Here is a 25344-nt window from a genome sequence, read left to right as displayed (position 1 = left end):
AAACAAGGATAAGGCAGCGGCCGAGGTCGCTGCCCTTTTAATTTCCTTATTCATTTCCCTTTGCGCCTGCCGGCAGATCTGCCGCGCTTCCAACGTGCAAAAGGATTATTTTCTGTTCTCGCAAGTCTGATTTCCTACGGTACAAGATGTCTTGCATGCAGACTGACATGATGTCTGGCACTCGCCGCATCCGCCTTTTTTCACTGTATGATTTAATGTCTGAGTATTCAGTGTTTTAATGTGTTTCATCTTGATCTCCTCCTACTTTTCATACTCTTGTATTTCTACTTCGTTGTATTATATCATACTGTGCCATGATTTAAAAGAGTTTTTTCTCACGAAATCTGTCACTGAAATCTATCACGAAATCATTCCGCCGACCATTCCCCCGCCGGCACATACAAGAAACGTTGTCACCAGTTCCGATACGCTGCCCTGAATCGACCGATATAGTCCAAATGACACGAGTACAAGAAGCACCGCATAAAAAATCCCTACAAGCAGTCCCCAGAAAAATTTCTTTGTTCCGGTGATCTTTCCGATCACAAACCCGCCTGCAAAAGCTGACAGTACATAGATGATCAAAATCCCCGCCGTCACTTTCGCCTCATCTAAATTAAACTTATAAAGGATTCCTGCCAGGATCAACAGTAAAATCCCTGTAACCACGTACGAACAAAGCAATGATTTCAACATCCAAAATATCGTCTTATCTAATCCTGTCTTGTTTTTTATATTCTGTTCCATATCCACGCCCCCCTTTTCTTCTTCGGATCATCGTCTGATCTCCACAGCTTCTATATTATGTTTATGGTTCCATTGACATGGATATGCACAGAAATCAGAACTTCCCTTTACTGCTCCATCTGTTTTCCTAAAAATGCTGCCGCACATCGTGCTGCTTTTTGTTCTGACTCATCAAATTTCTTCTTTGCTTCCCGATTCAATAATATAACGCTGCCGATCACATCTCCCTCACACAAAATGGGGCAGATCACCTCTTCACACACGTTTTCATCCTCCTGCACAATAGGAATATAGAAAGAATCCTTTTCCTTACCGCTCTTCATTTCTCGTTTCTTTAGAAAGTTTTCCATTTCTTTACTTATATTTTTATTGTTAAAGTCCTTTTTTCCATTCCCATTCACTGCAATCACTTGATCGCAGTCTGTTATACATACCGTACAATTTAGTGTCTGTGCCAGACTCTCGCAATACTGTGCAGCAAACATTCCCAATTCCCCGATCGGAGAATATTTTTTCAGGATGATCTCCCCCTCCCGGTCTGTGAAGATCTCAAGCGGATCGCCCTCCCGGATCCGCAGTGTCCGTCTGATTTCCTTTGGGATCACAACACGGCCAAGATCATCGATTCTTCTTACGATTCCTGTTGCTTTCATATAAAAACCTCCGCTTCCTGTACTTTTTTCCATTTCTGGAAATAGTATCTGTAAGCAGAGGTTTTTTATACCTTTACCGATGAATTTTTATTTTTGCGATCAGTCGGTTCACAAAAAAATCAATGTGGCAGACAACAAATCATTTCCAACATTGAAAAACCGAGTGCGGTCTGTTAAAATATTTTTATATTTTGATGTAAAAAGCGATATGTTCATGGAAACGAGGTATGGTCGGATGAGTTTAAAAATCCCTATTGAAACATCTGCAAGGCACATTCACCTTTCAAAAGAAGATTTTGAGATACTTTTTGGCACAGGCTCTCACATGACCTATGTGAAAGAATTGAGTCAGCCCGGACAATATGCCTGTAAAGAACGACTTCGTGTTGTCGGTCCAAAAGGGCAATTGGAAAAAGTAGTTGTGCTGGGTCCATACCGAAAAGAGACACAGGTTGAAATTTCCGTAACTGACACAAGAAGACTCGGTATTCCGAGCGTGATCCGTCAGTCCGGTGATCTGGAGGGAACGCCCGGCTGTACGCTGATCGGTCCATACGGAACGATTACACTGGAGAGAGGTGTGATCGTTGCCAAACGGCATATCCATATGACACCCATTGACGCTCTGCGTGCTCATGTCAAAGACAATGACATTGTATTTGTCATCACAACCAGTTATGAACGTTCACTGATCTTTTCCGATGTAGTTGTCCGTGTCAGTCCGTCTTTTTCACTTGCCATGCATGTAGATACGGATGAAGCAAACGCATTTGCAAACGATGACCATCCGACCGGCGTCATACTAAAGCTCTTTGACGGACATACTTACAATCTCCAGACCTGGGCAGACGAGATCCAGGAGGGAATCCATCGATAGGAGTTTCTGTTTATGTTTACTTTAATCTTTAACCAACTGCTCAAAATGCTTTTCATCATGCTTCTTGCCTATTTTTGTTATAAAATCGGATTGATCACTCAGGAGGGAAACCGGACGCTGTCTAATCTTCTTTTGATGGTTGTCAATCCCTGCCTGATCATTACCGTTTACCAGACACCTTATGACCCGGCTCTGATCCGCGGACTTATGATCTCGTTTGCAGCTGCGGCTGCAGCCCATATCCTCGGGATCCTCATGGCACATTTTCTGATCCCTGCCGGCAAAAATCCGGAATATGCGATCGAACGGATCGCCGCAGTCTATTCCAACTGCGGATTTATCGGAATCCCTTTGATCAACAGTGTATTGGGAAGCGACGGCGTCTTTTATTTAACCGCTTATATGACTGTTTTTAATATCCTCACATGGACACACAGCCTGATTCTGCTCAATGGGAGTTTTTCTTTCAGACGTCTGCGTCAGGGACTACTCTCGCCCATGATGATCGGTGTCGTGATCGCAGTTGTACTCTATTTTGCCCGGATCCAGCTTCCCTCTGTCCTGCTGGATTCGATGAACTACATTGCCGATATGAATACGCCTCTGGCTATGATCATCGCAGGAGTATCTGTCGCACAGACCGATCCGAAAAAGATTTTTACCAAACTGCATGTTTACTGGACCACGATTTTAAAGCTGATCCTCATTCCATTTGCGGTTCTTCTGCTTTTGGCTGCGTTCCGGACCGAACACGATATCGCATATACAACGCTGATCGCAGCGGCATGCCCGACCGGCGCAACTTTGACGATGATGGCGATCCAGTTTAACAAAAACTATCAATACGCTTCCGAAATTTTTGCGTTTACAACGGTTTGTTCTATTGCCACGATCCCATTCATGACATTTCTGGCAGGATTTTTCTTCTGAATTTACCGTTACAGAATCGCTGCAGTACAAAACACAAAACAATTTATCACAAAGCTCACGCTTCCAATATCGTTTCTTATCAATCACCGGAAGTGCCAAAAGGCACATTCCGGGATTGTAAGCAGTCGCCAAGGTCTCGGGCAAGCCCGGACTTTGGCTCGTTGCCTATACAAAAATGACCGGGAAATCATTCCCAGCCATTTTTCTATTCTCTTTCGTTCCATTTCCTGTAAATGCCCTCCAGGGCATCTACCACGCCATCGATCCCCATCAGACTTGCATTAAACAACATCTGATGCGCTTCAATACTTCCCCAATCCCGATCCGTATGTTCTTCATAATATGCTTTTCTCGTCTTATCTATCTTCTTGATCTTATCCCAAGCCTGCCGTTCCGTCAGATCGTACAGTTTCATGATCCGACGGATCCGGTCTTCTTTATATGCATATACAAATGCATTGATGCAGTTTGAATAATCTCCCAGCACATAATCCGCACATCTTCCCACAAAAATGCAGGAGCTTCTGTTTGCCAGTTTTTGGATGATCTGTGTCTGCATTACATAGACTTTGTCACTCAGCGGCTCTTCAAATTCTGATTCATTCATAAACATCAGATAGTCTCCGGATCCGAGAATCGCGGAGGACATATATCTGCCCAAAATAGATTCATCCACTTTCTCTGCTTCTTCCGGAGTAATCTTAAGTTCTTTTGCCGCCATCCGAATCAGATTGTGATCATAGAGCGGAATGGAAAGCCGCTCTGCAAGACGGTTTCCGATCTCATGTCCGCCGCTTCCAAACTGTCGCCCGATCGTGATAATAATGTTTTCTGTCATCCAAATCACTCCTCTCAATCTATGGATCCGTTTTTATATACCGATTATACCGTATTTTACAGAAAACAAAAAGGGTTTTCTTCTAATTATCGGAAAATTCTTTCCCGAAATTTCTCGTAAAGAGCGTTTCGTCTTCCAAAAGCGCTTCAACGGTATCAAATCCCAATTCTTTCATCAACTGCATCACATATGGATTCTCAAGCGGCGTCTTCACCTTTGCCGCATTTCCATACTCATTCACATACTCTGTCCCCTGCTTTGCCGAAAGCATCGCTTTCGGTCCGCCCACACATCCTCCTTTACATCCCATGCCCTCAAGAAAGTTCGCATCGGAATCTCCCTTTCGGAATCGTTCGAGAAGTTTTCTGCAGTCGGAAACACCGTCTGCCTGCTCCGCTTTCACCTGAATGCTTTTCCCATCGCTTCTCAACTGACGTACCGTTTTGGTAACTGCTTCACTCACCCCGCCCGTCCTCGCATAGATTCTTCCTGCTCTTGAAGAATGGTCGCGTCCCCTTTCGGGAAGTGTTTTCGGATCGATCTTTGCCGCTTCAAACAGGTCGTTCACTTCCTGAAATGTCAGCACATAATCCACCGCATCAGCAACATCTGCTTCTCTTGCCTCCGCCTTTTTCGCCAGACACGGACCTATAAAGACAGTCAGAGCTTCCGGATGCAGCCGCTTCACGACACGACCGGCAGCGATCATCGGAGAAACCGCGCCCGGTACATGATCCATCCATTTCTCTTTCCTCAACATAGAGATCCAGATCGGACAGCAGCAGCTTGTCATTTGAAAATCCCCTGCTTTTCTGACATGCTTGTCAAACTCCAATGCTTCTTTCATCGTCAGTATGTCCGCAAAAAGTGCAACTTCCACCATCCCGTCAAATCCGAGGATCCGAAATGCACTCCGCAATTTTCCCGGAGTGACCTCTTTTCCGAACTGCCCCATAAACGCAGGCGCCGCCAATATATATGCTTCCCCCTTTTTCTTCCACAGCGCCATCATCACTGCCAGCAGATCGCGGCTTCCCTGCAATTTTTCCGGTTTGCAGGAATGAATGCATCCACCGCACCCGGTACATTTTTCTGTATCAATAGAAACTTTTCCATTTTCTTCTTCCTTTATCGCTTCAAACAAACAACTTTGAATGCATTTTCTTTTTATCTCTTCCTCACAATTTTGAAATTGAGTCGTTTGAAAAACCGGTGCATAATTTTTCGGATGAAGAAGACAATCCAGATGGAGCGGATCATATTCCGGCGGAAGCGGTTCCCGCAGATCTATTTTCTGCTGCAAAATATCCCGATACAGTTCATCAAAACTTTTTCTTTCCATAAAAAATCCCTCATTTCGCCGATACATTTTTTTCAAAAGTATTGACAAAATGAGAGATTCTTATTCCGTGCTCCGAATCTCACAGACAAAAAGACTATTTTTTTCTACTCTGAATTTCACTTCCCATTTTCCGTACCGCATCCCATAAGTCCGGGCAGGATCCTTTTGATAAGATGGACGCGGGTCCTGTTCCAACACTTCACAAAGCTCGCGATAAGTAGTTTCGGAAATCATCGCTCTCAAATGTTCCGGAACGATCACTTCCAACCGGTACTCTTTTGTGGATTCTGTAAAACCTCCCAACGCCTCCGGATGGCTGTCCACATAAGGAAGATACGGTTTAACGTCATAGATCGGAGTTCCGTCCATCAGATCCGCCCCGCTTACATACAAAGCCGGAGCATCCTCCCCGTCCAGATCTATATGGTCCAGCCTGACGCAGGAAAGCCCGATGGAGTTGGGACGGAACGGAGAGCGTGTCGCAAACACACCCATCCGTATATTTCCACCAAGCCTAGGCGGACGTACTGTCGGAGACCAGCTGCCCCTCACTGATTCCGAGAACTGCCATAACAACCAGAAATGAGAGTACATTTCCATTCCACGCACAGCTTCGCGGCTTCGGTATTCTGGCTCAAATACGATCTTTGCCGTCGTATCCGCCAGACCGCTCTGCCGTGGGATTCCAAATTTTTCTTTAAAATCATTTTGTATATATGCGATCGGTCGTATCGTATGTTCAAATTCCATTTTGTTTTCTCGCATTTCTAAAGATTTATTTTTATTTCTTTTAATATTTATTTATTTTAAAATCAACTATTTCCCGTCTGTTTATTATATAAGAACATGATCACTGCCATGGAACAGATGATCACATAACCGATCCAGCTGAACAGATCCGGCATCTGTCCGAACACAACGATCGCAAGGATCGCGGAGAAAATGATCTGTGAGTAATCATAGACGGAAATCTCTTTTGCCGGTGCGTGGAAATATGCCGCTGTGATACTGAACTGTCCGCCTGCTGCCGACAAGCCCGCAAGCAACAGATATAAAAGCTGCATCCCTGTCATCGGATGATAATCGAAGATCAAAAACGGCAAGGTTACGATACAGGAAAAAGCGGAGAATACAAAGACGACAAACGGTCCTTTCTCACCTTTCTGTCCGAGTACGCGCACATAAGTGTAAGCGATCCCGGCTCCCAGACCGCCCAACAATCCGACGAGTGCCGCCGGAGAGGAAAAGATACCAACCGTCGGTTTGATGATCAACAGACTTCCGAGAAACGCCCCTGCAACGATCAGCGCCTGTGGCAACCGTACTTTTTCTTTCAGGATCAGATAACTGAAGATGATCGCAAAAAACGGAGACATTTTGTTGAGCATCGACGCATCCGACAGAATCATATGATCTACCGCGTAAAAATTGCACAGCACACCAAGTGTTCCTGCTGTCGCTCGTGCCAGAAGATATTTGACATTCTCTTTCTTTCCGGAAAACCATACCTTTTCTTTTGCAAGAATGATCCCTGCAAATACAAGCGCCACCAGATTTCTGAAAAAGCTTTTCTGGATTGCCGGCAGATCTCCGGAAAGTCTTACAAACATCGACATCAGCGCAAAGCAAAATGCTGACAGGATAATGTATATGATTCCGATATATTTCTGTTTCTTTTTCATGATAGTCTTGATATCCTCCTCCAAAATATATCAAATTCCGTGTATTCCGGCAAATAAATCTCCGCCAGTTTCCATATTTTTGCCAGATCACAGTCATTTGCCTTGTCGTATACCGCCACGGTTCGAAATCCCGCCCTCTTTGCAGTCTGAATCGCATACAGCGCGTCTTCAAACACCAGAATTTCCGACGGATCCAGATCCATCTGCAGTGCGGCTGCTAAAAACACATCGGGATGATTTTTATCGGTTCCCATTTCCAGACAAGTCAGGATTCCCTCAAACCAGCTTAAAATCCCCAGACGGCTAAGTGCCGCCCTCACATTCGTTTTATCTCCGGAAGTCGCAAGCATCATCGGAAGAGATAATTCCCGAAATCTTTCCAAATATTCCCGGACGCCCTCTTTCAGCGGAACTTTCTTTTCGTAAAATCCCCGCACCTCCCGATTTAACCCCTCTATCACTTCTTCTATCGTCTGATCCAGCCCGTATTGTGTCTTCAGATACGCTGCCCCCTGACGGACTCCCATCGTATACAATATATCCCTCAGCCCTTTTTCCGCAGATTTCCCCTGTGCCCGAAGATATAGTTCCCCAAGGTTCTCCCATACCGGCATCGAATTCAAAAGCGTGCCGTCCACATCAAAAATGATTCCCTTTATCATTCCTCTATCCTCTTATTTTTTTCAATAAATCCGCCAGCTCCATGATTTCCTCTTTTGTCGTCGCCCAGCTCGTCGCAAAACGCACGACCGTATGTTTCTCATCTAATTTCTCCCAAAAACTAAATGCCACATGTGGTTTCAGCGCCTCCATCTGTTCATTTTCCAATACAACAAACTGCTGGTTAGTCGGTGATTCCAGATAGAACGGCAGTTCATTTTCCCGCAGGACTTCTTTTAACAACTCTGCCGTTTCGATCGCACGGCGGCTGATCTTCCAATAAAGCTCATCGGTAAACAACGTATCAAACTGCAGACCTAACAGCCACCCTTTCGCCAGAAGCGCGCCCTTCTGTTTGACCAGCGTCAGAAAGTGTCTCGGCGCATTTCTTTTTGTAAATACAACCGCCTCTCCGAACATCGCGCCCACCTTTGTTCCGCCGATATAAAAAACGTCGCAGAGTTTCGCCAATACCGGAAGCGTCACATCCGTCTGCTTCGCTGCCAATCCATAGCCAAGCCGTGCTCCGTCCGCATATAAGACCATATCGTACTCGCGGCAGATCTCCGAGAGTTCTTCCAATTCCGATTTTGTATACAATGTACCGTATTCTGTCGGATGGGAAATATAGACCATCCCCGGATACACCATATGCTCCCGGTTCTGATCTGCATAGAACTGTTCTGCATAGGCCCGTACTTCCCCCGGATCCAATTTGCCGTTATGAGACGGGCAAGTCAGCACCTTGTGTCCGGTGCACTCGATCGCTCCCGCTTCGTGTGTATTTACATGACCGCTCTGTGCTGCGATCACTCCGGCATATGCCGGAAGCATTGTGCCGATCACCGCAGCATTCGTCTGGGTACCGCCGACAAGAAAATAAATCTCTGCCTCCGGACATGCACAAGCTGTTCTTATCTTTTCTTTTGCCTGTTCACAATAAAGATCACTTCCATATCCGGGCATCGTTTCTCCATTGGCGGCAAGAAGCCGTTCTAAGATCCGCACATGTGCGCCTTTTGTATAATCACTTTCAAATGACAACATTTTTCTCACTCCTTATCTGTCCAAAGCGAACACTTTTAAACCAGTATTAAAAGTGTTCGCTTTTGGTATCCACTGTCTTTCAAAAATTCCCCTTGTCCGCCGGATCGCTTTTCCGGTCCAAACAAGGGGATTCTTGAATATCATACATTTATTTCAGGAAATTCTCTATGATCACAGACTCTGCTTCCTCCTCGGAAAGCCCAAACGTCCGCAGCTTGATCAGCTGTTCGTCATTGATCCGTCCGATTGCCGCTTCATGCACGATCTGGGCATCTACATGCTTCGCGTTGATCTCCGGAATGGAACTGATCTCTGCCTGATCCATGATGATCGAATCACACTGTACATGCGCATGACACGGATTCTCACCGATCGCTCTCGGGTGAAATACCTGCACAGACGTTCCTTTTGCGACCGAACGGGAAATAATACGCGCAGAACTATTCTCACCTTTCAGCACGACATCCATATTAGAAACGGCGCTCTGTGCTTCATGAGTCATAAGCTTCTCTGTCACATTTAATTTCGCATTCTCCGCCAGCTCGATATAATTCTCCCGCTTTGTAGAATCGACACCTTTGATCTGCGTTGTCTCCAGCGTAAACACAGAACCCTCTCCGACGTAAATCTTTGTCACGGGATTCAATACTTTTTTCCCTGTTCCGTTTCCGTCTGCATAGTGATTTTCCACATATTTTACATTTGCATTCTTTCCAACGTGAAACGTATGGATTCCGTCGTGTCTCGTCTCACTGCATCCCTCTCCGTGGATACCGCATCCTGCCACGATCGTCACGTCTGCGCCGTCCTCGATATAAAAATCATTGTATACGACGTCCACTCCTGCTTCCGTCATCACGACCGGAATGTGTACCTGTTCGTTCTTCGCTTCTCCGCTGATATGGATGTCGATCCCCGGCTGATCCTCTTTCTTTACGATCTGGATATGCCGACTGTCTCCATGACAGACTGCCATGCCGTTCAGCCGCAGATTATAAGCGCCCTCCTGTTTAAATCCATAGGAGTCGATCACATTCAGCACATCATTCGTCACATTATTCAGCTCCACAAAGATCGCCCCCTTTCTGCTGTCTGCATACACAGCTTTCCGCTTCCGTACCAAAAAGCTGCGGCATGATCTCTTCTGCTTTTCCGATCGATTCGATCTGTCCGTCTGAGATCACCATGATCCGATCCGCCATCCGAATGATCCTCTCCTGATGGGAGATCAGAATCAGACTCTCTTTCTTTTCCTTATGGATCTGCTCAAATCTCTTTACAAGCATCGAAAAACTCCAAAGATCGATCCCTGCCTCCGGCTCGTCAAAAATACAGATCGCATGATGTGCAGCCAATACGGTTGCGATCTCGATCCGTTTCATCTCTCCGCCGGAAAGTGTCGCATCCGCTTCACGGTCGATATATTCTCTCGCACAAAGTCCGACGCTGCTTAAAAGATTACAGCACTCGTCCTCCGAAAGCGTCCGACCGGCCGCCAGATGCAGAAGCCGTCTGACTGTCATTCCTTTAAAACGCGGCGGTTGCTGGAATGCAAATCCCATCCCCGCTTTGGCGCGCTCGTCGATCGAAAATCCGGTAATATCTTTTCCGTCCAGCTTGATCGTTCCGCCTGTCTGCGTATAAATTCCCATCAGAAGTTTGGCGAGTGTCGATTTTCCGCCGCCGTTCGGTCCGGTGATGACAAGCATCTCTCCATCTTCAACCGAAAAGCTGATATCCGAAAGAATCTCCGACTGCCGTCCCTCTTCGTGGATGTCATATGATAAATGTTCAACCTCTAACATCATTCGTTCCTTCCTTTTCCCGGCATCAGACCGTCCGGTTTTCATGCCGTCATTGTACAATGGCCGCGGCAACAGTATACAGGGGACAACACATCGTATTGTCCCCTGTCCGCCAACCATACTATATAAAACTGTAATACCAGAGCCGGATTTTGTCAACCGTCAGAGAAGATTTTTCTCTCCTATCCACTTTTTCTTCTCCTATTCTTATACCAGCTCCGCGATCCGCGACACCCCGACATAGATCTCCGATATTTTATACCACGTCCGGAAATCAACCGTCCCTGTCTGCGGCAGTCCGAACACCTCCTGAAATGTCCGGACTGCCTCCGCCGTCGCCGGTCCGTAAATTCCGTCCGCCTGGATTTTCGGGATCGCCGGGTAAGCTCCAGCGATCACATTGAGCTGTTCCTGCATCTGAAGCACTTTCTGACCGCTGGAACCATTTTCCAGTGTATATCCCGGCCACGAAGACGGAATCCCCGAGATTTCCGGCGCAGTGTTGATGTACATATTGTCCCCGTAAAAATATCGCAAGATCTCGATCGCCGAATATCCCTGATCGCCGAGGCTCTTCGCCCCCCATTGCGTCATCCATCCCGGACACTGGACACGGCTGCCGTCACAGTACTGGGTCAGGATCGGCTGCCTCACATTCGGACGTGAGAGATAATTTCCGTAAAGTTCATCTACCACTTCCGAGATCGTATCATAAATGTTCCGCTCCGGAATCCACTTATGGTCAAATGCGGTGGATGATGTTATGGTGAAATCATACCCTTTGTTCCGATACCACTCCGTATAGACCCGGTTCAGCGTAAATGACATGATCGCCAGCACATTTGCCCGGATCGCATCTTTCGACCATGTTGCGTAAATCTCGCTGGACGCCACATTTTTGATGTAATCTTTATATTTCACATAATAATTCTGCGCTGTCGAATCCCGCGGCGAGCCGTCATGTACCACGATATATTCCGGGATCACGACCCGGCTCAGTACGATCTCCCCGGATTCGTTCATCGGCTTGATCTCATCCTCCGCGATCTTCGGCGGATATTCGCCGTAGAGCGTATGTGCCGGAATCACAAAGACCTGTTCCTGTGTCTCCGGAACGACCGGACGCAGCCGGATATTCTGCAGAGCCGTCACTTCCGGCAGCAGTTCTGTTCCCGCGATGCTGACCGGTTCAAATCCGGGCGCGCTGATATTCAGCGTGTACTCCGAATATGGCTGAATCACATTTTCCGGATCCAGACTATATTCCAACGGCGGCGTCGAAAGTTCCACTGATTCTGTCATTCCGGATCGGTCTGTTCTCACTTCCTCCAGCGTATTCTCCGGCACACCGGTATAAGAAATCGAGATCAGTGCATCCTCCACCGGATAAGCCGTGATCTCTGATGTAACGGAAATTTTCAGCTTTCCTTTATCTACCGCATTCTCTCCCGTCGGCATCTCGCTTTCCGTCTGCATTGCCCGCAGTATATTTCTTCTCATCTATCATGATCCTCTGAGAAATCTTTTCCTTTATTGTATGTGAAAACAGAAAAAAAGTGCGGATCATGAAAAGATCCGCACAATATCGTTATACATCACAACAACCATCAATACCATCAGCAGGGCAAATCCCGCAAAATGTACCATCCCCTCTTTTTCCGGCGGGACCCGTTTTCCTCTCACCGCTTCCACGATCAGAAATGCAAGTCTTCCGCCGTCCAGCGCCGGTATCGGAAGCAGGTTCATGATCCCTAAGTTCGCCGTTATGAGGATACAGATATTCATCAGGTTTAAAATCACCACTTCGATCCCGCCCGGCAGTGAATTCTTATATGCATCATCCACCACAGTGACGATCCCCACCGGTCCGGACATCTGCTGGATTCCGACCTGACCGGTCACAAGCATTTTGAGACATTCAAATGTGTAATCCACCCAATATTTTAACGTATACGCACCATACTTCACCGCGCCGATGATCCCGGTCTGCGTCCGCTCTGACGGTCCGTTAAATCCGAGCATCGGATAAGGATCCCCATCCAGCTGCCGCGGTGTCAGTGTAACCGTTGTTTCTTTTCCGTCCCGCAGATAAGTGATTTCCGTCGCCTCACCTTTCTGATTTGTCAGATTATGAAGACTGACCTCATCCCAGAGATGAACCTTTTCTCCGTTCACTTCCGTGATCACGTCCCCGCTTTGGATTCCCTGTTCCTTTGCCGCATATCCGTCTCTTACCTCGGTTATGACCGGAGCCGCATATCCGATCCACCCGACCATGATCATGCAGAGCAGCCATCCGAGGATCAGGTTAAACAGCGGTCCCGCAACGATCACTGACATTCTCGCCCAGACCGATTTACTGTTGAAGCTTCCCTCCGACATATCGTCGGCATCGTCTTCCCCCATCATACATGCCCCGCCGAACGGCAGCAGTTTCAACGAAAACTTCGTCCCGCCGATCACTTTTCCGAACAACGTCGGTCCCAAGCCAAGTGAAAATTCATCCACGCGGATCTTGTTTGCTTTCGCCAGTGAAAAATGTCCAAGCTCATGAATGATAATGATCAAGCTAAACAGCAAAATTGCCAATACAATACCCATGCATCTACCACCTTTTAATTATGATCCCCCCGGATCTGTTCCTTTCCGTCTATATACGCGTAAACTTCCGCTTCCGTCTCCAGAATCTGTTCCACCGTCGGAGTCTCGATCACCCGATGCCGACGCATACATTCTTCGATCAGCTCCGGAATCTGCAGATAGCCGATCTTCCGGTCTAAAAACAATGCCACTGCTTTTTCGTTTGCCGCATTTAAGACGGTCGGAAGCGATCCGCCGGTCCGTCCGGCTTCATATGCCAGTTTCAACCCGTAAAATGTATCCATATCCGGCTTTTCAAATGTGATCTGCGTCAGTGTCTCAAAATCCAGACGGTCTCCCGGCAGATATCTTCGCTCCGGATAATACAGCGCATACTGGATCGGCAGTTTCATATCCGGCGTTCCGAGCTGTGCGATCACTGCGCCGTCTTCATATTCCACCATGGAATGAATGATACTCTGCGGCTGCACGACAACCTGTACCTGATCCACGCTCACATCAAACAGCCATTTTGCTTCGATCACTTCCAGTCCCTTATTGATCATTGTCGAGGAATCGATCGTAATCTTACGTCCCATCTCCCAGTTCGGATGCTTCAATGCATCTTCTACTTGGATCTTTGTCAGTTCTTCCCGTTTCTTTCCCCGGAACGGTCCGCCGGACGCTGTCAGAAGAATCTTGTGAAGCGCCCCTCTCTGTCCGCCCTGCAATGACTGAAAGATCGCGCTGTGCTCGCTGTCCACCGGCAGGATCGACACGCCGTATTCTTTTGCCAGAGGCATGATCAGATGTCCGGCTGTCACAAGTGTTTCTTTGTTTGCAAGCGCAATATCTTTCCGCGCCTTGATCGCCTCGATCGTCGGACGGATCCCGATCATTCCCACGATCGCCGTCACGAGGATCTCACTCTCCGGGGCGGCTGCCACTTCCAAAAGACCATCCATCCCGGATACGATCCGGACATCCAGGTCTTTTACCCGGCTTTTTAACTCTGCCGCTTTTTCTTCCGACCAGACCGCCGCAAGCGGAATATGAAATTCCCGGATCTGCTCTTCTAAAAGCGCGATATTGTTTCCCGCTGCCGCCGCCGTAACTTCAATATCTCCATTTTCCCGTACCACTTCCAATGTCTGTGTGCCAATGGAACCGGTAGATCCTAAAATTGCTATCTTTTTCATTCTGCCCACATCGCTTTCCATATGATTCTATAATAATACTGCCAGATAGAAAATAATCGGCGCCGTAAAGATCACGCTGTCAAACCGGTCCAAAATCCCGCCGTGTCCCGGGATCAGTTTTCCGTAATCTTTGATATTGTAGTTTCGTTTGATCGCAGACGCCGCCAGATCACCGATCTGGGAGATCGCTCCGCCCGCTGCGCCGATCACCGCAAACTCTGCAACGCTCACGCCTGCGCTTCCCCAATGATTGATCGCCAATGCGTAAAGGATCCCGATCAGCGCCGCGCCGACGATCCCGCCGATTCCGCCCTCCACGGATTTCTTCGGACTCAGAACCGGAGCCATCTTATGCTTTCCGATCAACATACCGACACAGTAGGCGCAGGTATCACATCCCCATGCACAGATAAATACGAGCCAAACCGTAAAAATCCCGCCCGGAAGCACCCGGATCTGATAAATATAAGAGAGCATCACTGCCACATAAAAAAATCCGAAAAATGCAGCCACGATCTGACTCGGATGATATTTCGGATACCGAAACACCATTGCCGCCATCAGACAGATCAAAAACGCCATATAAAGCGCCATAAACCAATTCAGGGATTCTCCAAGAAGTTTGCCGCCCTGCTTCCAGTATACCAGCGCATAATAGAGCAGTACGAAAATATTGCCAAGCACCATCAGCGCCGTATGTTCCATCTTGAACACTTTGTAAAGCTCCCGAAGACCGATCAGGCTGATCACAGCCAGCACGCCCAACAATACAAGATCTCCCGCCGTCAGCGCCGCAAATGCGATGATGACCAAAAGGATCCCGCTTATTAATCTGGTCTTAAACATCCTGCTCCTCCTTGATTCCACCGAAACGTCTGTCTCTGCTATTATACTGCTCGATCGCCTTGATTAATTCCTCTTTCGTAAAATCCGGCCACGGAACGTCCGTAAAATAAAATTCCGAATAAGCCAGCTGCCAGAGCAGATAGTTGGACAATCTGAGTTCTCCGCTTGTGCGGATCAAAAGATCCGGATCCGGGATCTCCGAGGTATCCAGATAAGAGGCATACAGCTTCTCGTCGATCTCTTCCGGCTTTAACTTCCCGTCCACACAGTCCGCCGCCATCCGGCGCATCGCACGTACCATCTCGTCCCGGCTTCCGTAGTTGAGCGCGATCGTAAAGTTCAATCCGCCGTTGTTCCTGCTCGCCTCTTCCAGTTCATGGATCCGTTTTTTGATATCGTCATCGAGCGGCGTCATGTCACCGATCACCCGGATCTTCATATCGTTCTTCTCCGCGGTCTTCAGACAAGTCTTCATATAATTCCGAAGCAGCTTCATCAACGCATCGACTTCCGACTTCGGGCGGTTCCAGTTCTCCGTGGAAAATGCATACACGGTCAGATATTTGATTCCCATGCGCCATGCTTCCTCACAGATCCGTTCCACATTCTTGCTTCCCTGGGCATGTCCGTAATTACGCGGCATCCCTTTCGCTTTCGCCCAGCGCCCATTGCCGTCCAATATGATCGCAATATGCTGAGGTACATTCATCTTCTCTTCCTCCATTTCCCTGTAAAAAATCCATCTAAAAGTTCATCCAATGAGCAAACAAAGAGGGACTGCAGAAAAGCCCCTCTTTTTTGTCTCTTATTAAACCGTCATAACCTCTTTTGTCTTCTCGTCTACTGCCTTGTCCACTTCTTTGACATACTTATCTGTCATCTTCTGAAGCTCGTCTTCCAGATCTTTGATCTCGTCCTCGGAAATGTCTCCGCCTTTCAGCTTCTTAAATGCATCGTTTCCGTCTCTGCGGATATTGCGGATCGCAACTTTCGCTGCCTCGCCTTTTTTCTTTACGTCTTTCGCCAGTTCTTTTCTTCGTTCCTCTGTCAGTTCAGGAAAGATCAGACGGATCGTAGAGCCGTCGTTCGTCGGATTGATCCCGAGTTCGGAGGTCATGATCGCTTTCTCGAGCACTTTCAGCATACTCTTCTCCCATGGCTGGATCTGGATCATACGCGCCTCCGGAACCGATACGTTCGCTACCTGCTGGATCGGAGTCGGCGTTCCGTAGTAATCTACAAGGATCTTATCGAGTACATGCGGGTTCGCACGTCCTGCACGGATCGCTGCCAGCTCGCTGTGAAGGCTGTGCATTGATTTTGTCATCTTCTCGTCATATACTTTTAATTTTTCATTCATCTTCTCATATCCTCCTATACAGTTACTTTTGTTCCGGTAAATGTACCGCTCATTGTCTCAACAATGCTGTTTTCTTCATTCAGACCGAATACAAGCATCGGCATCCGATTCTCCATGCAGAGGATCGACGCGGTCAGATCCACTGCCGCAAGCTTCTGGTCGATCACTTCCTGAATGGAAATCTCATCATACTTTTTCGCCTCCGGGTTCACTTTCGGATCGCTGTCATAAATTCCGTCGATCGCTTTCGCAAGCAGCATCGCGTCCGCCTCGATCTCAATCGCACGAAGTACCGCTCCTGTATCTGTTGAAAAATACGGATGTCCGGTTCCGCCTGCGAAAAAGATCACTTTGCCCTCTTCCAACGCTGCCACTGCCGCATCCTTGGAAAACAAAGTCGTAAATGCGCCGCATGCAAACGGTGTGAAGATCTCGGTCTTCATGCCGACATGACGGAAAATATCGGAAACATAAATGCAGTTCATCACGGTTGCAAGCATTCCGATCTGGTCTGCCTTTGTCCGGTCGATCGTCTCGCTCGTACGACCTCTCCAGAAGTTGCCGCCGCCTGTCACGATCGCTACCTGAATGCCGCTGTCGGCAAGCTGTTTGACCTGCCTGGCAACACCGATACAGGTTGCCTCGTCAAATCCTGTCTTTTTATCTCCTGCAAGCGCTTCTCCACTTAATTTCAGCAATACTCTTTTCATATCTTTTAGCTCCTTCATGTGTTGTCTTAAATGGTGCACATTCTAAAAGGAAGTATAACATAACTTTTCCATTTTGTCATGTACATATCCTGCATCTCTTTCATCCGTGATCGTCGTGAGGACATCCCCCGCCATCAGCTTTGTTTTGCCCCGCGGGATCATCTCTTTTCCGTTCCGCTCCAATGCGATCAAAAGGCAGTTGTCCGGCCAGGTGATCTCCTGTACGCACCGCTCCTCCAATACCGAACCGTTCATGATCGTAAATGTATTCAATACTTTCTGACCTCCGGCTTTCTTCTCATTTCCTCCAACAGCTTTTGATTTCTGCGCTGTCAGGATCCGCTCCAGCAGACTCTCATAGATCGGAGCCGACCGAAGAAGCGTCGCCACGATGTATGCCGTCACCGAAACGATACTAAGAGACAGCATCTGGCTGACGGACCCCGACATTTCAAATAAAAGCACGATCCCGGTGAGCGGAGCTCTCACGATCGCCGTAAAAAATCCCGCCATCGCAAGCAGAACAAAATTATTGATATATTGCTGCGGCAATCCGAACCACTGCGTTCCGATCATTGCAAATGCGCCGCCGATCATCGCTCCCAATATCAAAAGCGGAAAGAAAATTCCGCCCGGCGCGCCGGATCCGAAACTGACTGCCGAAAATACGAATTTCACAACCAGCACAAGAAGTACCGTTTTCAATACCATTTCCCCATCAGTCAGCGAAACGATCAGTTCATGTCCGCTGCCCAATACTTCCGGCATGCAAAGTCCCAGCACACCGGCCGTCAGAAACGCGATCAGAAGCCGTCCGGTCTCATCCAGACATTTCGGTTTCTTATAAAGTTCCTGAACTTTCAGCATTGCCCAGTTGTAGAAAACGCCCGCGACGCCGACGATCACACCGAGTAAAAGCAACAGTCCGTAATAACGCTGTGGAAGAAATTCATCCAGCCGGAATGCGAATACCGGATCCAGACCGATAATATAGGAAGAAATAAAATCCGCCGTCACCGAAGCCGTCATGACCGAGATCAGGATCGACACGGAAAATCCTTTATGGATCTCCTCGATCGCAAACATCACGCCGGCAAGCGGCGCATGAAACGCCGCCGCCAGCCCTGCGCTTGCTCCGCATGTCATCAGATAACGTTCTTCGGTCTTCCCACGATCCAGGATCCTTGAGATCCCCTGCCCGGTCATCGCACCAAGCTGGATCGACGGACCCTCCCGTCCCAGTGACAAGCCGCCGAACAGGCACAAAAAACCGCCGATAAATTTCGCCGGAAGCACTTTTTTCCAGTTCTGCCGCAGCTTTCCGGTCACTTCTCCCTCCACCTGCGGGATTCCGCTTCCCGAGATCATCGGTTCCCATTTCACCAACTTTCCGACGACCACCGCCAGCAAGACCAAAACCAGAAACCATCCGATGATCCGAACCGGTCTTCCTTTTATATAGGATAAAATCGCATGCAGCCAGTCGCCCGCATAGCTTAACGCCACCCGGTACAAAAGCACGATCAGCCCGCCTACGATACCGACTAACAGTCCCTCTCCGATCAAAATGACCGGAAATCGCTGCGCGCGGCGAATCGTATGGGACGTATTCTTTTTCATATCCGCCATTTCATGTTCACTCTCTTTCCTTTACATATCATTCCTTATACGCTTCATTCCTTTCTGATTTAACATACACCACCACACGCAGTTCTGTCAATGCGCCGCCCTTTTAATGAATGGTCCATGAATTGTATTTTCTTTCGTATTTTCATTGACAATCCCGCATTCCTGTTTTATGATAATAATGTTTTCGCACTTTAAACAGCTAAAATTTTACAGTATGAAGTTTATGAGGAGGATCCTATTATGATTATCGTATTAAAACCTCGCACCACGGAAGAAAACATTATCCGTGTAGAAAATATGATCAAACGTCACGGATTGGACACCCATACCGTGCGCGGAGCCGAGATGACGATCATCGGATGTATCGGCGATACCACATCCGTTGATTCCAAACTATTTGAAGTCGATACATGCGTCGACAAGGTCATGCATGTACAGGAACCATACAAGCTTGCAAACCGCGCATTTCATCCGGAAGATTCCGTAATCGACGTCTCCGGCGTCAAGATCGGCGGCGGACACATGGGTGTGATCGCCGGTCCCTGCTCCGTTGAGTCTTTTGATCAGGTTCTTGAGATCGCCAAAGCCGCAAAAGCCTCCGGCGCAAACCTGCTGCGCGGCGGTGCGTTCAAGCCGCGTACAAGCCCGTACTCTTTTCAGGGGCTCGGTCTGGAGGGACTGGATATTCTCTGCAAAGTCAGGGAAGAAGTCGGACTTCCGATCGTAACGGAACTGATGTCCCCGGATTATCTGGATGTATTTGAAGAAAAAGTCGATCTGATCCAGATCGGCGCGCGCAACATGCAGAACTTCGATCTGTTAAAACAACTCGGAAAGGTAAAGCGCCCGATCCTTTTAAAACGGGGTCTCAACGCCACCTACGAAGAATGGATCATGTCCGCCGAGTATATCATGGCTTCCGGCAATGAGAACGTCATTCTCTGCGAACGCGGGATCCGTACTTTTGAAACATTTACACGGAACACCCTGGATCTCCAGAGCATTCCGGTGCTGAACAATAAGACGCATCTTCCGGTAGTCATCGATCCAAGCCACGCCGGCGGAAAATGGTGGCTCGTAGAACCGATGGCAAAAGCCGCAGTCGCAGCCGGAGCAGACGGTCTGATGATCGAAGTCCACAACAATCCGGAATGCGCGCTCTGTGACGGAGCACAGTCTCTGAAACCGGAGAAATTCGACGCACTGTTAAAACAGATCCGCCAGATCGCGGAAGTCGTCGGCAAACAGATCTGATCCCGGAATACCGTTCCCGATCCGCAAATGTAATTTTTAAGGAAACGTGAACAAAAAAGGAGAACGCCCTATGAAATTAACCGTTCATTTAGATAAAAACAGCTATCCGATTTACATCGGATCCAATATTTTAAGCCAGGCAGACCACTATGTTTCGGAAGTATTTTCCGGAAAAAAGATTTTTATCATCTCCGATGACAACGTATTTCCGCTGTATGGAGAAGCACTCATTCAGACACTTTCCGGATACGAATGTCATTCCCTTGTCCTGCCGCACGGCGAACCGACCAAAAGTTTTGAGTCGCTTCCGAAAATATACGAAGCGATGCTTCAGGCAAAAATTTCCCGCAGCGATCTCGTCATCGCACTGGGCGGCGGCGTGATCGGCGATCTTGCCGGATTTGCCGCGTCCAGTTTCCTGCGCGGGATCAAACTCGTACAGATCCCAACCTCGCTTCTCGCCCAGGTCGATTCCTCGGTCGGCGGAAAAGTTGCGGTGGATCTTCCCCAGGGCAAAAATCTGGTCGGCGCATTTTATCATCCGCGCCTTGTCCTGATCGATCCTGAAGTATTAAATACGCTTCCGAAACGTTATATCAACGACGGAATGGGCGAAGTGATCAAATACGGCTGCATCAAAGACGCCGCGCTTTTTTACACGCTGAAAACCTGCGGTTCCTTTGAAGCATTGAAGCCGGAGCTCGCCTCGGTCATCGCCCGTTGTGTCGACATCAAGCGGCTCGTAGTGGAGCAGGATCAGTTCGACACCGGCGAGCGAATGCTCTTAAATTTCGGTCACACACTGGCCCACACGATCGAACAGTATTATCACTACGAAAGAGAAAGCCACGGGGAAGCCGTTGCGATCGGCATGTATCAGATCACCCGCATTGCGGAAACGTGCGGTCTGACAGCCCCGGGCTGTGCAGATGAGATCAAGTCGGTGCTCACCGCATACGATCTTCCCCACGCTTCCGGTCTTCCGATCGAAGATCTGACTGCTGCCATCAAACTGGACAAAAAGAATTTAAACAGCAGTCTGAATCTCATTCTGCTTCACACGATCGGAGACAGCTATATCCATCCCTCCGACGTTGGATTTTTCCAAAATGCCGGAACTGTCTGAACAAACTGCGCGCCCGGCAGATTCCTATTCCAAAAAGACATCGCCTTGTCTATCAGATAAATCTCTGACAAACGGACAAGGCGATGTCCTTTTTATTTTTACACAACTTCCCACGGATCTTCTTTTCCCGCTTCATGCAGCACACAGCTTTTTACGGAATGACGTACCATATCCCCAACCGCTTCTTCGGTGTAGAACGCTATGTGCGGCGTCACGATCACATTGGGAAACCCGCGCAGTATTGATCAACACCGTACCTTTTCTCATTTTACCGATCGCGTCATGATCGATCATATGATAATTCGCGTCATTTAACGGCATATGAAGTGTGATCATATCACAGGTTTCATAAATCTCTTTCAGCTCCACATACTCGGCATACCGTTCCACTTCCGCATTTCGGTATAAATCATATGCGTATATCCTGCATCCAAATCCGCTCAGATCACGAATGACTGCCTGCCCGATCCTTCCGGTTCCGATCACGCCGACCGTAAAGCCGTGCAGTTCTCTTCCACGGATTCCCGGCAGCGAAAAATCATTGAGTTCCTCACGCTGCATGATCCGTTTCATTTTGCGGATACACATTAACATCAGCATCAACGTATAATCTGCCACGCATTCCGGAGAATACGTTACATGACTGATGTGAAATCCAATCCGTTTTGCCACTTCCACATCGATATGGTCGTAACCAATCGTCCGCGTCGAGATCATCCGTACCCCAAGATTCCAGAATTTCTTTAACAATTCCTCATCGATCTTTGTCGTAATAATGCTGACATAAGGGTACCCTTCCGCAAAATCCGCATTCTCAAATCAGCCCATAATGCTTCATCGCCCATGCGATCCCGCCCTCTTCCACGGTCTTTGTCACAAATTCCGTGTAGGGGGCAAGCCCCGGCGCATGTTTTCCCATGGCGACCGTATGTACCGCATATTCAAACATAGACAGGTCATTCATACTGTCGCCGAAAACGTAGACATCCTCCTTGTCTGCCCCGAATTTCTGTACCATATACTCGCAGGCTGTCGCCTTGGAAAAAGATTTCTGCGCCAATTCATAGGTATTCCCGCCGCGGTCGATCACTGCGAAGTGGTCTTCCATCAGCTCAAAAAAACGTTCTTTGTCACTCTGTTCATCGGCGTACACAAAAATCTTGTCATAGATAAATCCGCCCTCTTCGATATATTTTTTCTTCCCGAGCCCCAATTCTCCAAAATAGATCCGCCCCTGTTCCAATTGTTCAAACCGAGAAACTGCTTGCGGAAAATAAAGATCCTCGGTTCCCTCCAGCACACCGTCCAGATTACATTCCCACATTTGTTCAATATATTTACGACCGAGAGATTCCTCGATATGCCGCTCCAGCAATACCTCGTCATGGAATAGCAGATAGCTTCCGCAGCCGCACAAATATCCGTCAAAATCAAACCGGTAAAGTTCTTTCGGGAGCGCGCAGATCGTTCTTCCCGTATTGATAAACAGAAGATGTCCGTTCTTCTTTGCTTCTGTAAGAGCCTGAAGCGTGCTGTCCGGGATTTTCCCCGTCTCATCGCTCAAAAGTGTGCCGTCAATATCAAAAAACAGGATCGCTCGTTTCATTTCTCTATCTCCTCTTACTCATTCTTTATCCTCATTTATCATAGCGGAGATTCTGTATTTGTCAACCCCGGAGCAGCATACGTTTCCCGTCTCTACGTTTCCTGTCTGTTTTCCACATAGTTTCCCCCGCTTCCACATAGTTATTATCTAAAAGGTACCAGAATCGGTGAATCCACTATGAAAAAAATCGTTTGTACATTTCTTTGTTTTACAGCCGCCTTTTTTCTGGGCGGTCTGGCTGCCCGCACAAAAGAACATTTTTTCCCGGAAGCTGTCGAGACGTCCGCTGACGGCAACTGGGGATTGAGCTTCGGTCAGGACGGCGAACCACCTGCCGCCAACGCCACTTACGAAATACTTGCAAAATATAACGCATACTATGCAGAAGACACAAAAGAAAAACGGATCTATCTGACCTTTGACGCCGGATTTGAAAACGGAAATACCGAAGCGATCCTGGATGCCTTGAAAAAACATCACGTTCCCGCCACTTTTTTCGTCGTCGGAACCTATATCAAAAACAATCCGGAACTGATCCGTCGGATGAAAGAAGAGGGTCACACCGTCGGCAATCACACTTATCATCATCCGGATATGTCGCAGATCTCCACGAAAGAATCTTTTGAAAAAGAATTACAGGATGTGGAAGCCGAATATCAAAAAATAACCGGCGAGGAAATGACAAAGTTCTACCGTCCGCCGCAGGGAAAATATAATGAAGACAATCTCCGGATGGCAAAAGAGCTTGGATATCACACATTTTTCTGGAGCCTTGCCTATGTGGACTGGTACGAAGACGATCAGCCAACCAAAGAAGAAGCTTTCGACAAACTGCTTCGCCGCATCCACCCCGGCGCGATCGTCCTGCTCCACAGTACATCAAAAACCAATGCGGAAATACTGGATGAACTGCTGACAAAATGGGAAGAGATGGGGTACACATTCGGAAGTCTTAAACAACTGATATCCTGAAAAAACGAAAAATAAAAATGAGCAGAGAGCTTTTTGCCTGCCGCCCGATGCGCTGACAAAAAGCTCTCTTTTTTGTTGGATGCGCCGTCTCTATTCCAAGAGCATGGTTCCGCATCCTGTTTTATTCTTCATATCCCTCAAACTTCTCCATATCATGCTTCATAATATAAAAGTACATCACGATCAGAAGCGCCGCCGCAAAGATCCAGGCAATCGGACTTGCCAGACATACGCCCACATAACTTCTCTTTCCCGCCGCGATCACCGCGACAATTCCTCTTCCGACAAGTTCCGCCACACCGGCCATCATCGGCAGGATGCCGTATCCCATCCCCTGGATCCCGTTTCGATACAGGTTGACCACCGCCAACGGAATAAAGAAGATCCCGACACATTTCAAATAGATATCGACCGAAGCCATGATCTCTGCCACATCTCCCGATACAAACAGATACGTCATATATTTTCCGACGGTCATGATCAAAATAGCGGAGATCACCGCATAGACAAACGACATGATCGTTGCGGAACGAAATCCGCTTCGGATCCGCTGTACCTTTCCCGCGCCGATATTCTGTGCACAATACGTTGCCATCGTCGTGCCAAGCGCCACATACGCCTGGGTCACAACCTGTTCGATTTTGCTTGCCGCCGTAAACGCAGCGACCAGTCCGGAGCCCAGCAGATTCAGAGAAGTCTGTACCATCATCGTTCCGATCGCTGTGATCGAATATTGAAGCGCCATCGGAATTCCGATCCCCAGCTGGATCTTCAAAAGATGTGCTTTTGGTTTCCAATCGTCCCGTTCTAAATGCAGGACAGGAATCTTTTTCACAATGTAAACAAGACAAAGCACACCGGATACTCCCTGTGAAATGACCGTCGCATATGCCGCTCCCGGAGCGCCGAGATGAAACACGATGATCAGCACAAGATCCAGCACGATATTCAGCAATGCCGATAAGATCAGGAAATAAAGCGGCACTTTACTGTTTCCAAGCGCACGCAGCACACTTGCCAGCAGATTATAAAGCATCTGCGCCGCGATCCCCGCACAAATGATCATGATATAAGAATAGGCATCGTCAAAAATATCCGATGGGGTATGCATAAACCGCAAAAGCGGCTTCATGAACAGCATGCTTCCTGCCGTCAGCACAATCGTCACGAGGATACTCAATACTGCCGCTCCGCCGACCGTCTGCCGCATCGCTTTCATATCTCCCGCGCCGAATTTCTGCGCGGTCAGCACGGTAAATCCGGCAGTCATCCCGAGTACGAACCCAAGGATCAGAAACATGATCGTTCCGGTGCTTCCCACCGCCGCCAATGCTTTCGTCCCGACAAACTTCCCTACGATCACCGTGTCCGCCATATTATAAAACTGCTGAAATACATTTCCTATAAAAATAGGGAACGTGAAATCCAATATGATCTTTGTCGGATTTCCCGCTGTCATATCTTTCTGCATCGTTTTCATC

General features: G+C 48.0%; 27 protein-coding genes. 5 read left to right on the top strand and 22 right to left on the bottom strand.

Going from position 1 to position 25344, the window contains the following annotated elements; all coding sequences use genetic code 11:
• Positions 1-105: 105 nt before the first annotated feature.
• The 3 genes from scfA to spoVT form a co-directional block, all read right to left on the bottom strand.
• A complete protein-coding gene (scfA, locus tag I2H87_RS08610) occupies positions 106-249 on the bottom strand; it encodes a six-cysteine ranthipeptide SCIFF (RefSeq protein WP_005612689.1) in 144 nt (47 codons plus the stop codon).
• 111 nt (positions 250-360) lie between these two features.
• Positions 361-747, bottom strand: coding sequence for a TIGR04086 family membrane protein (locus I2H87_RS08605; RefSeq protein ID WP_009268584.1), 387 nt, complete (start codon positions 745-747; stop codon positions 361-363).
• A gap of 107 nt (positions 748-854) precedes the next feature.
• The gene (gene spoVT, locus I2H87_RS08600; RefSeq protein ID WP_195609719.1) at positions 855-1400 is read right to left on the bottom strand and encodes a stage V sporulation protein T; all 546 of its coding nucleotides are present in this window, start codon (positions 1398-1400) and stop codon (positions 855-857) included.
• A gap of 235 nt (positions 1401-1635) precedes the next feature.
• On the opposite strand from spoVT, the gene I2H87_RS08595 reads away from it, so the two are divergent.
• Both I2H87_RS08595 and I2H87_RS08590 read left to right on the top strand, forming a co-directional pair.
• Positions 1636-2277 (top strand): PduL/EutD family phosphate acyltransferase, encoded by a 642-nt coding sequence (locus I2H87_RS08595; protein ID WP_022152622.1) that lies wholly within the window; start codon positions 1636-1638, stop codon positions 2275-2277.
• Between the two features lie 12 nt (positions 2278-2289).
• Entirely contained in the window at positions 2290-3207 is a 918-nt protein-coding gene (locus tag I2H87_RS08590; protein WP_022152621.1) for an AEC family transporter, read from the top strand.
• Between the two features lie 205 nt (positions 3208-3412).
• Here I2H87_RS08590 and I2H87_RS08585 read toward each other — a convergent pair whose 3' ends face one another.
• The 16 genes from I2H87_RS08585 to I2H87_RS08510 form a co-directional block, all read right to left on the bottom strand.
• A complete protein-coding gene (locus I2H87_RS08585; RefSeq protein ID WP_009268588.1) occupies positions 3413-4045 on the bottom strand; it encodes a cytidylate kinase-like family protein in 633 nt (210 codons plus the stop codon).
• Positions 4046-4127: 82 nt separating this feature from the next.
• The gene (locus I2H87_RS08580; protein ID WP_195609718.1) at positions 4128-5387 is read right to left on the bottom strand and encodes a [Fe-Fe] hydrogenase large subunit C-terminal domain-containing protein; all 1260 of its coding nucleotides are present in this window, start codon (positions 5385-5387) and stop codon (positions 4128-4130) included.
• Between the two features lie 60 nt (positions 5388-5447).
• Complete coding sequence (tsaA, locus tag I2H87_RS08575) at positions 5448-6137, bottom strand: tRNA (N6-threonylcarbamoyladenosine(37)-N6)-methyltransferase TrmO (protein WP_117551525.1); 690 nt, start codon at positions 6135-6137, stop codon at positions 5448-5450.
• Positions 6138-6199: 62 nt separating this feature from the next.
• Complete coding sequence (locus tag I2H87_RS08570; RefSeq protein ID WP_009268592.1) at positions 6200-7069, bottom strand: DMT family transporter; 870 nt, start codon at positions 7067-7069, stop codon at positions 6200-6202.
• The gene (locus I2H87_RS08565) at positions 7066-7731 is read right to left on the bottom strand and encodes an HAD family hydrolase (protein ID WP_117551524.1); all 666 of its coding nucleotides are present in this window, start codon (positions 7729-7731) and stop codon (positions 7066-7068) included. Before I2H87_RS08565 ends, I2H87_RS08570 begins: the two co-directional genes overlap by 4 nt.
• A gap of 4 nt (positions 7732-7735) precedes the next feature.
• Entirely contained in the window at positions 7736-8776 is a 1041-nt protein-coding gene (locus I2H87_RS08560; RefSeq protein WP_195609717.1) for a threonine aldolase family protein, read from the bottom strand.
• 148 nt (positions 8777-8924) lie between these two features.
• A complete protein-coding gene (locus I2H87_RS08555) occupies positions 8925-9845 on the bottom strand; it encodes a SufB/SufD family protein (protein ID WP_009268595.1) in 921 nt (306 codons plus the stop codon).
• Complete coding sequence (locus I2H87_RS08550; protein ID WP_009268596.1) at positions 9832-10581, bottom strand: ABC transporter ATP-binding protein; 750 nt, start codon at positions 10579-10581, stop codon at positions 9832-9834. Before I2H87_RS08550 ends, I2H87_RS08555 begins: the two co-directional genes overlap by 14 nt.
• Before the next feature lie 207 nt (positions 10582-10788).
• Positions 10789-12057 carry a peptidoglycan-binding protein gene (locus I2H87_RS08545; protein WP_390566136.1) on the bottom strand — a complete coding sequence of 423 codons (1269 nt, stop codon included), beginning with the start codon at positions 12055-12057 and terminating at the stop codon, positions 10789-10791.
• 87 nt (positions 12058-12144) lie between these two features.
• Positions 12145-13182, bottom strand: a complete 1038-nt coding sequence (gene rseP, locus I2H87_RS08540; RefSeq protein WP_009268598.1) for an RIP metalloprotease RseP — start codon at positions 13180-13182, stop codon at positions 12145-12147.
• A gap of 14 nt (positions 13183-13196) precedes the next feature.
• Positions 13197-14360, bottom strand: coding sequence for a 1-deoxy-D-xylulose-5-phosphate reductoisomerase (gene dxr / locus I2H87_RS08535; RefSeq protein ID WP_009268599.1), 1164 nt, complete (start codon positions 14358-14360; stop codon positions 13197-13199).
• A 27-nt stretch (positions 14361-14387) separates the two neighbouring features.
• Positions 14388-15206, bottom strand: a complete 819-nt coding sequence (locus tag I2H87_RS08530; RefSeq protein ID WP_009268600.1) for a phosphatidate cytidylyltransferase — start codon at positions 15204-15206, stop codon at positions 14388-14390.
• Positions 15199-15930 (bottom strand): isoprenyl transferase, encoded by a 732-nt coding sequence (locus tag I2H87_RS08525; protein WP_279306360.1) that lies wholly within the window; start codon positions 15928-15930, stop codon positions 15199-15201. Before I2H87_RS08525 ends, I2H87_RS08530 begins: the two co-directional genes overlap by 8 nt.
• An 84-nt stretch (positions 15931-16014) precedes the next feature.
• Positions 16015-16566 (bottom strand): ribosome recycling factor, encoded by a 552-nt coding sequence (gene frr, locus I2H87_RS08520; protein ID WP_009268602.1) that lies wholly within the window; start codon positions 16564-16566, stop codon positions 16015-16017.
• 14 nt (positions 16567-16580) lie between these two features.
• The gene (pyrH, locus tag I2H87_RS08515) at positions 16581-17276 is read right to left on the bottom strand and encodes a UMP kinase (protein WP_009268603.1); all 696 of its coding nucleotides are present in this window, start codon (positions 17274-17276) and stop codon (positions 16581-16583) included.
• 42 nt (positions 17277-17318) lie between these two features.
• On the bottom strand, positions 17319-18896 hold the full coding sequence (locus I2H87_RS08510) for a ClC family H(+)/Cl(-) exchange transporter (RefSeq protein WP_044955172.1): 1578 nt from the start codon (positions 18894-18896) through the stop codon (positions 17319-17321).
• A gap of 249 nt (positions 18897-19145) precedes the next feature.
• Here I2H87_RS08510 and aroF point away from each other — a divergent pair, with 249 nt between their 5' ends.
• Together aroF and aroB are read left to right on the top strand one after the other, a co-directional pair.
• Positions 19146-20159 (top strand): 3-deoxy-7-phosphoheptulonate synthase, encoded by a 1014-nt coding sequence (aroF, locus tag I2H87_RS08505; protein ID WP_009268605.1) that lies wholly within the window; start codon positions 19146-19148, stop codon positions 20157-20159.
• Between the two features lie 70 nt (positions 20160-20229).
• Positions 20230-21285 carry a 3-dehydroquinate synthase gene (gene aroB / locus I2H87_RS08500; protein ID WP_009268606.1) on the top strand — a complete coding sequence of 352 codons (1056 nt, stop codon included), beginning with the start codon at positions 20230-20232 and terminating at the stop codon, positions 21283-21285.
• A 132-nt stretch (positions 21286-21417) separates the two neighbouring features.
• Here the strand turns inward: aroB and I2H87_RS08495 are convergent, their stop codons facing one another.
• Entirely contained in the window at positions 21418-22035 is a 618-nt protein-coding gene (locus I2H87_RS08495) for an NAD(P)-dependent oxidoreductase (protein ID WP_049890290.1), read from the bottom strand.
• A 64-nt stretch (positions 22036-22099) separates the two neighbouring features.
• A complete protein-coding gene (locus I2H87_RS08490; protein WP_009268608.1) occupies positions 22100-22891 on the bottom strand; it encodes a Cof-type HAD-IIB family hydrolase in 792 nt (263 codons plus the stop codon).
• 177 nt (positions 22892-23068) lie between these two features.
• Here I2H87_RS08490 and pdaA point away from each other — a divergent pair, with 177 nt between their 5' ends.
• Entirely contained in the window at positions 23069-23863 is a 795-nt protein-coding gene (pdaA, locus tag I2H87_RS08485; protein WP_009268609.1) for a delta-lactam-biosynthetic de-N-acetylase, read from the top strand.
• Between the two features lie 121 nt (positions 23864-23984).
• Here the strand turns inward: pdaA and I2H87_RS08480 are convergent, their stop codons facing one another.
• The gene (locus I2H87_RS08480; protein ID WP_195609716.1) at positions 23985-25343 is read right to left on the bottom strand and encodes an MATE family efflux transporter; all 1359 of its coding nucleotides are present in this window, start codon (positions 25341-25343) and stop codon (positions 23985-23987) included.
• Position 25344: the final 1 nt, after the last annotated feature.

Source organism: Mediterraneibacter glycyrrhizinilyticus, from assembly GCF_015560805.1.
In the GTDB taxonomy this organism is placed as follows: Bacteria; Bacillota; Clostridia; order Lachnospirales; family Lachnospiraceae; genus Schaedlerella; species Schaedlerella glycyrrhizinilytica_A.
Note: the sequence above shows the minus strand (reverse complement) of the source record. Positions and strands in the feature narration are given on the sequence as shown.

What these genes read in the sequence shown, in the direction of transcription:
- scfA (WP_005612689.1), bottom strand. Translation starts at nt 249, where the DNA reads ATGAAACACATTAAAACACTGAATACTCAGACATTAAATCATACAGTG.
- I2H87_RS08605 (WP_009268584.1), bottom strand. Translation starts at nt 747, where the DNA reads ATGGAACAGAATATAAAAAACAAGACAGGATTAGATAAGACGATATTT.
- spoVT (WP_195609719.1), bottom strand. Translation starts at nt 1,400, where the DNA reads ATGAAAGCAACAGGAATCGTAAGAAGAATCGATGATCTTGGCCGTGTT.
- I2H87_RS08595 (WP_022152622.1), top strand. Translation starts at nt 1,636, where the DNA reads ATGAGTTTAAAAATCCCTATTGAAACATCTGCAAGGCACATTCACCTT.
- I2H87_RS08590 (WP_022152621.1), top strand. Translation starts at nt 2,290, where the DNA reads ATGTTTACTTTAATCTTTAACCAACTGCTCAAAATGCTTTTCATCATG.
- I2H87_RS08585 (WP_009268588.1), bottom strand. Translation starts at nt 4,045, where the DNA reads ATGACAGAAAACATTATTATCACGATCGGGCGACAGTTTGGAAGCGGC.
- I2H87_RS08580 (WP_195609718.1), bottom strand. Translation starts at nt 5,387, where the DNA reads ATGGAAAGAAAAAGTTTTGATGAACTGTATCGGGATATTTTGCAGCAG.
- tsaA (WP_117551525.1), bottom strand. Translation starts at nt 6,137, where the DNA reads ATGGAATTTGAACATACGATACGACCGATCGCATATATACAAAATGAT.
- I2H87_RS08570 (WP_009268592.1), bottom strand. Translation starts at nt 7,069, where the DNA reads ATGAAAAAGAAACAGAAATATATCGGAATCATATACATTATCCTGTCA.
- I2H87_RS08565 (WP_117551524.1), bottom strand. Translation starts at nt 7,731, where the DNA reads ATGATAAAGGGAATCATTTTTGATGTGGACGGCACGCTTTTGAATTCG.
- I2H87_RS08560 (WP_195609717.1), bottom strand. Translation starts at nt 8,776, where the DNA reads ATGTTGTCATTTGAAAGTGATTATACAAAAGGCGCACATGTGCGGATC.
- I2H87_RS08550 (WP_009268596.1), bottom strand. Translation starts at nt 10,581, where the DNA reads ATGTTAGAGGTTGAACATTTATCATATGACATCCACGAAGAGGGACGG.
- I2H87_RS08545 (WP_390566136.1), bottom strand. Translation starts at nt 12,057, where the DNA reads ATGCAGACGGAAAGCGAGATGCCGACGGGAGAGAATGCGGTAGATAAA.
- rseP (WP_009268598.1), bottom strand. Translation starts at nt 13,182, where the DNA reads ATGGGTATTGTATTGGCAATTTTGCTGTTTAGCTTGATCATTATCATT.
- dxr (WP_009268599.1), bottom strand. Translation starts at nt 14,360, where the DNA reads ATGAAAAAGATAGCAATTTTAGGATCTACCGGTTCCATTGGCACACAG.
- I2H87_RS08530 (WP_009268600.1), bottom strand. Translation starts at nt 15,206, where the DNA reads ATGTTTAAGACCAGATTAATAAGCGGGATCCTTTTGGTCATCATCGCA.
- I2H87_RS08525 (WP_279306360.1), bottom strand. Translation starts at nt 15,930, where the DNA reads ATGGAGGAAGAGAAGATGAATGTACCTCAGCATATTGCGATCATATTG.
- frr (WP_009268602.1), bottom strand. Translation starts at nt 16,566, where the DNA reads ATGAATGAAAAATTAAAAGTATATGACGAGAAGATGACAAAATCAATG.
- pyrH (WP_009268603.1), bottom strand. Translation starts at nt 17,276, where the DNA reads ATGAAAAGAGTATTGCTGAAATTAAGTGGAGAAGCGCTTGCAGGAGAT.
- I2H87_RS08510 (WP_044955172.1), bottom strand. Translation starts at nt 18,896, where the DNA reads ATGAAAAAGAATACGTCCCATACGATTCGCCGCGCGCAGCGATTTCCG.
- aroF (WP_009268605.1), top strand. Translation starts at nt 19,146, where the DNA reads ATGATTATCGTATTAAAACCTCGCACCACGGAAGAAAACATTATCCGT.
- aroB (WP_009268606.1), top strand. Translation starts at nt 20,230, where the DNA reads ATGAAATTAACCGTTCATTTAGATAAAAACAGCTATCCGATTTACATC.
- I2H87_RS08490 (WP_009268608.1), bottom strand. Translation starts at nt 22,891, where the DNA reads ATGAAACGAGCGATCCTGTTTTTTGATATTGACGGCACACTTTTGAGC.
- pdaA (WP_009268609.1), top strand. Translation starts at nt 23,069, where the DNA reads ATGAAAAAAATCGTTTGTACATTTCTTTGTTTTACAGCCGCCTTTTTT.
- I2H87_RS08480 (WP_195609716.1), bottom strand. Translation starts at nt 25,343, where the DNA reads ATGAAAACGATGCAGAAAGATATGACAGCGGGAAATCCGACAAAGATC.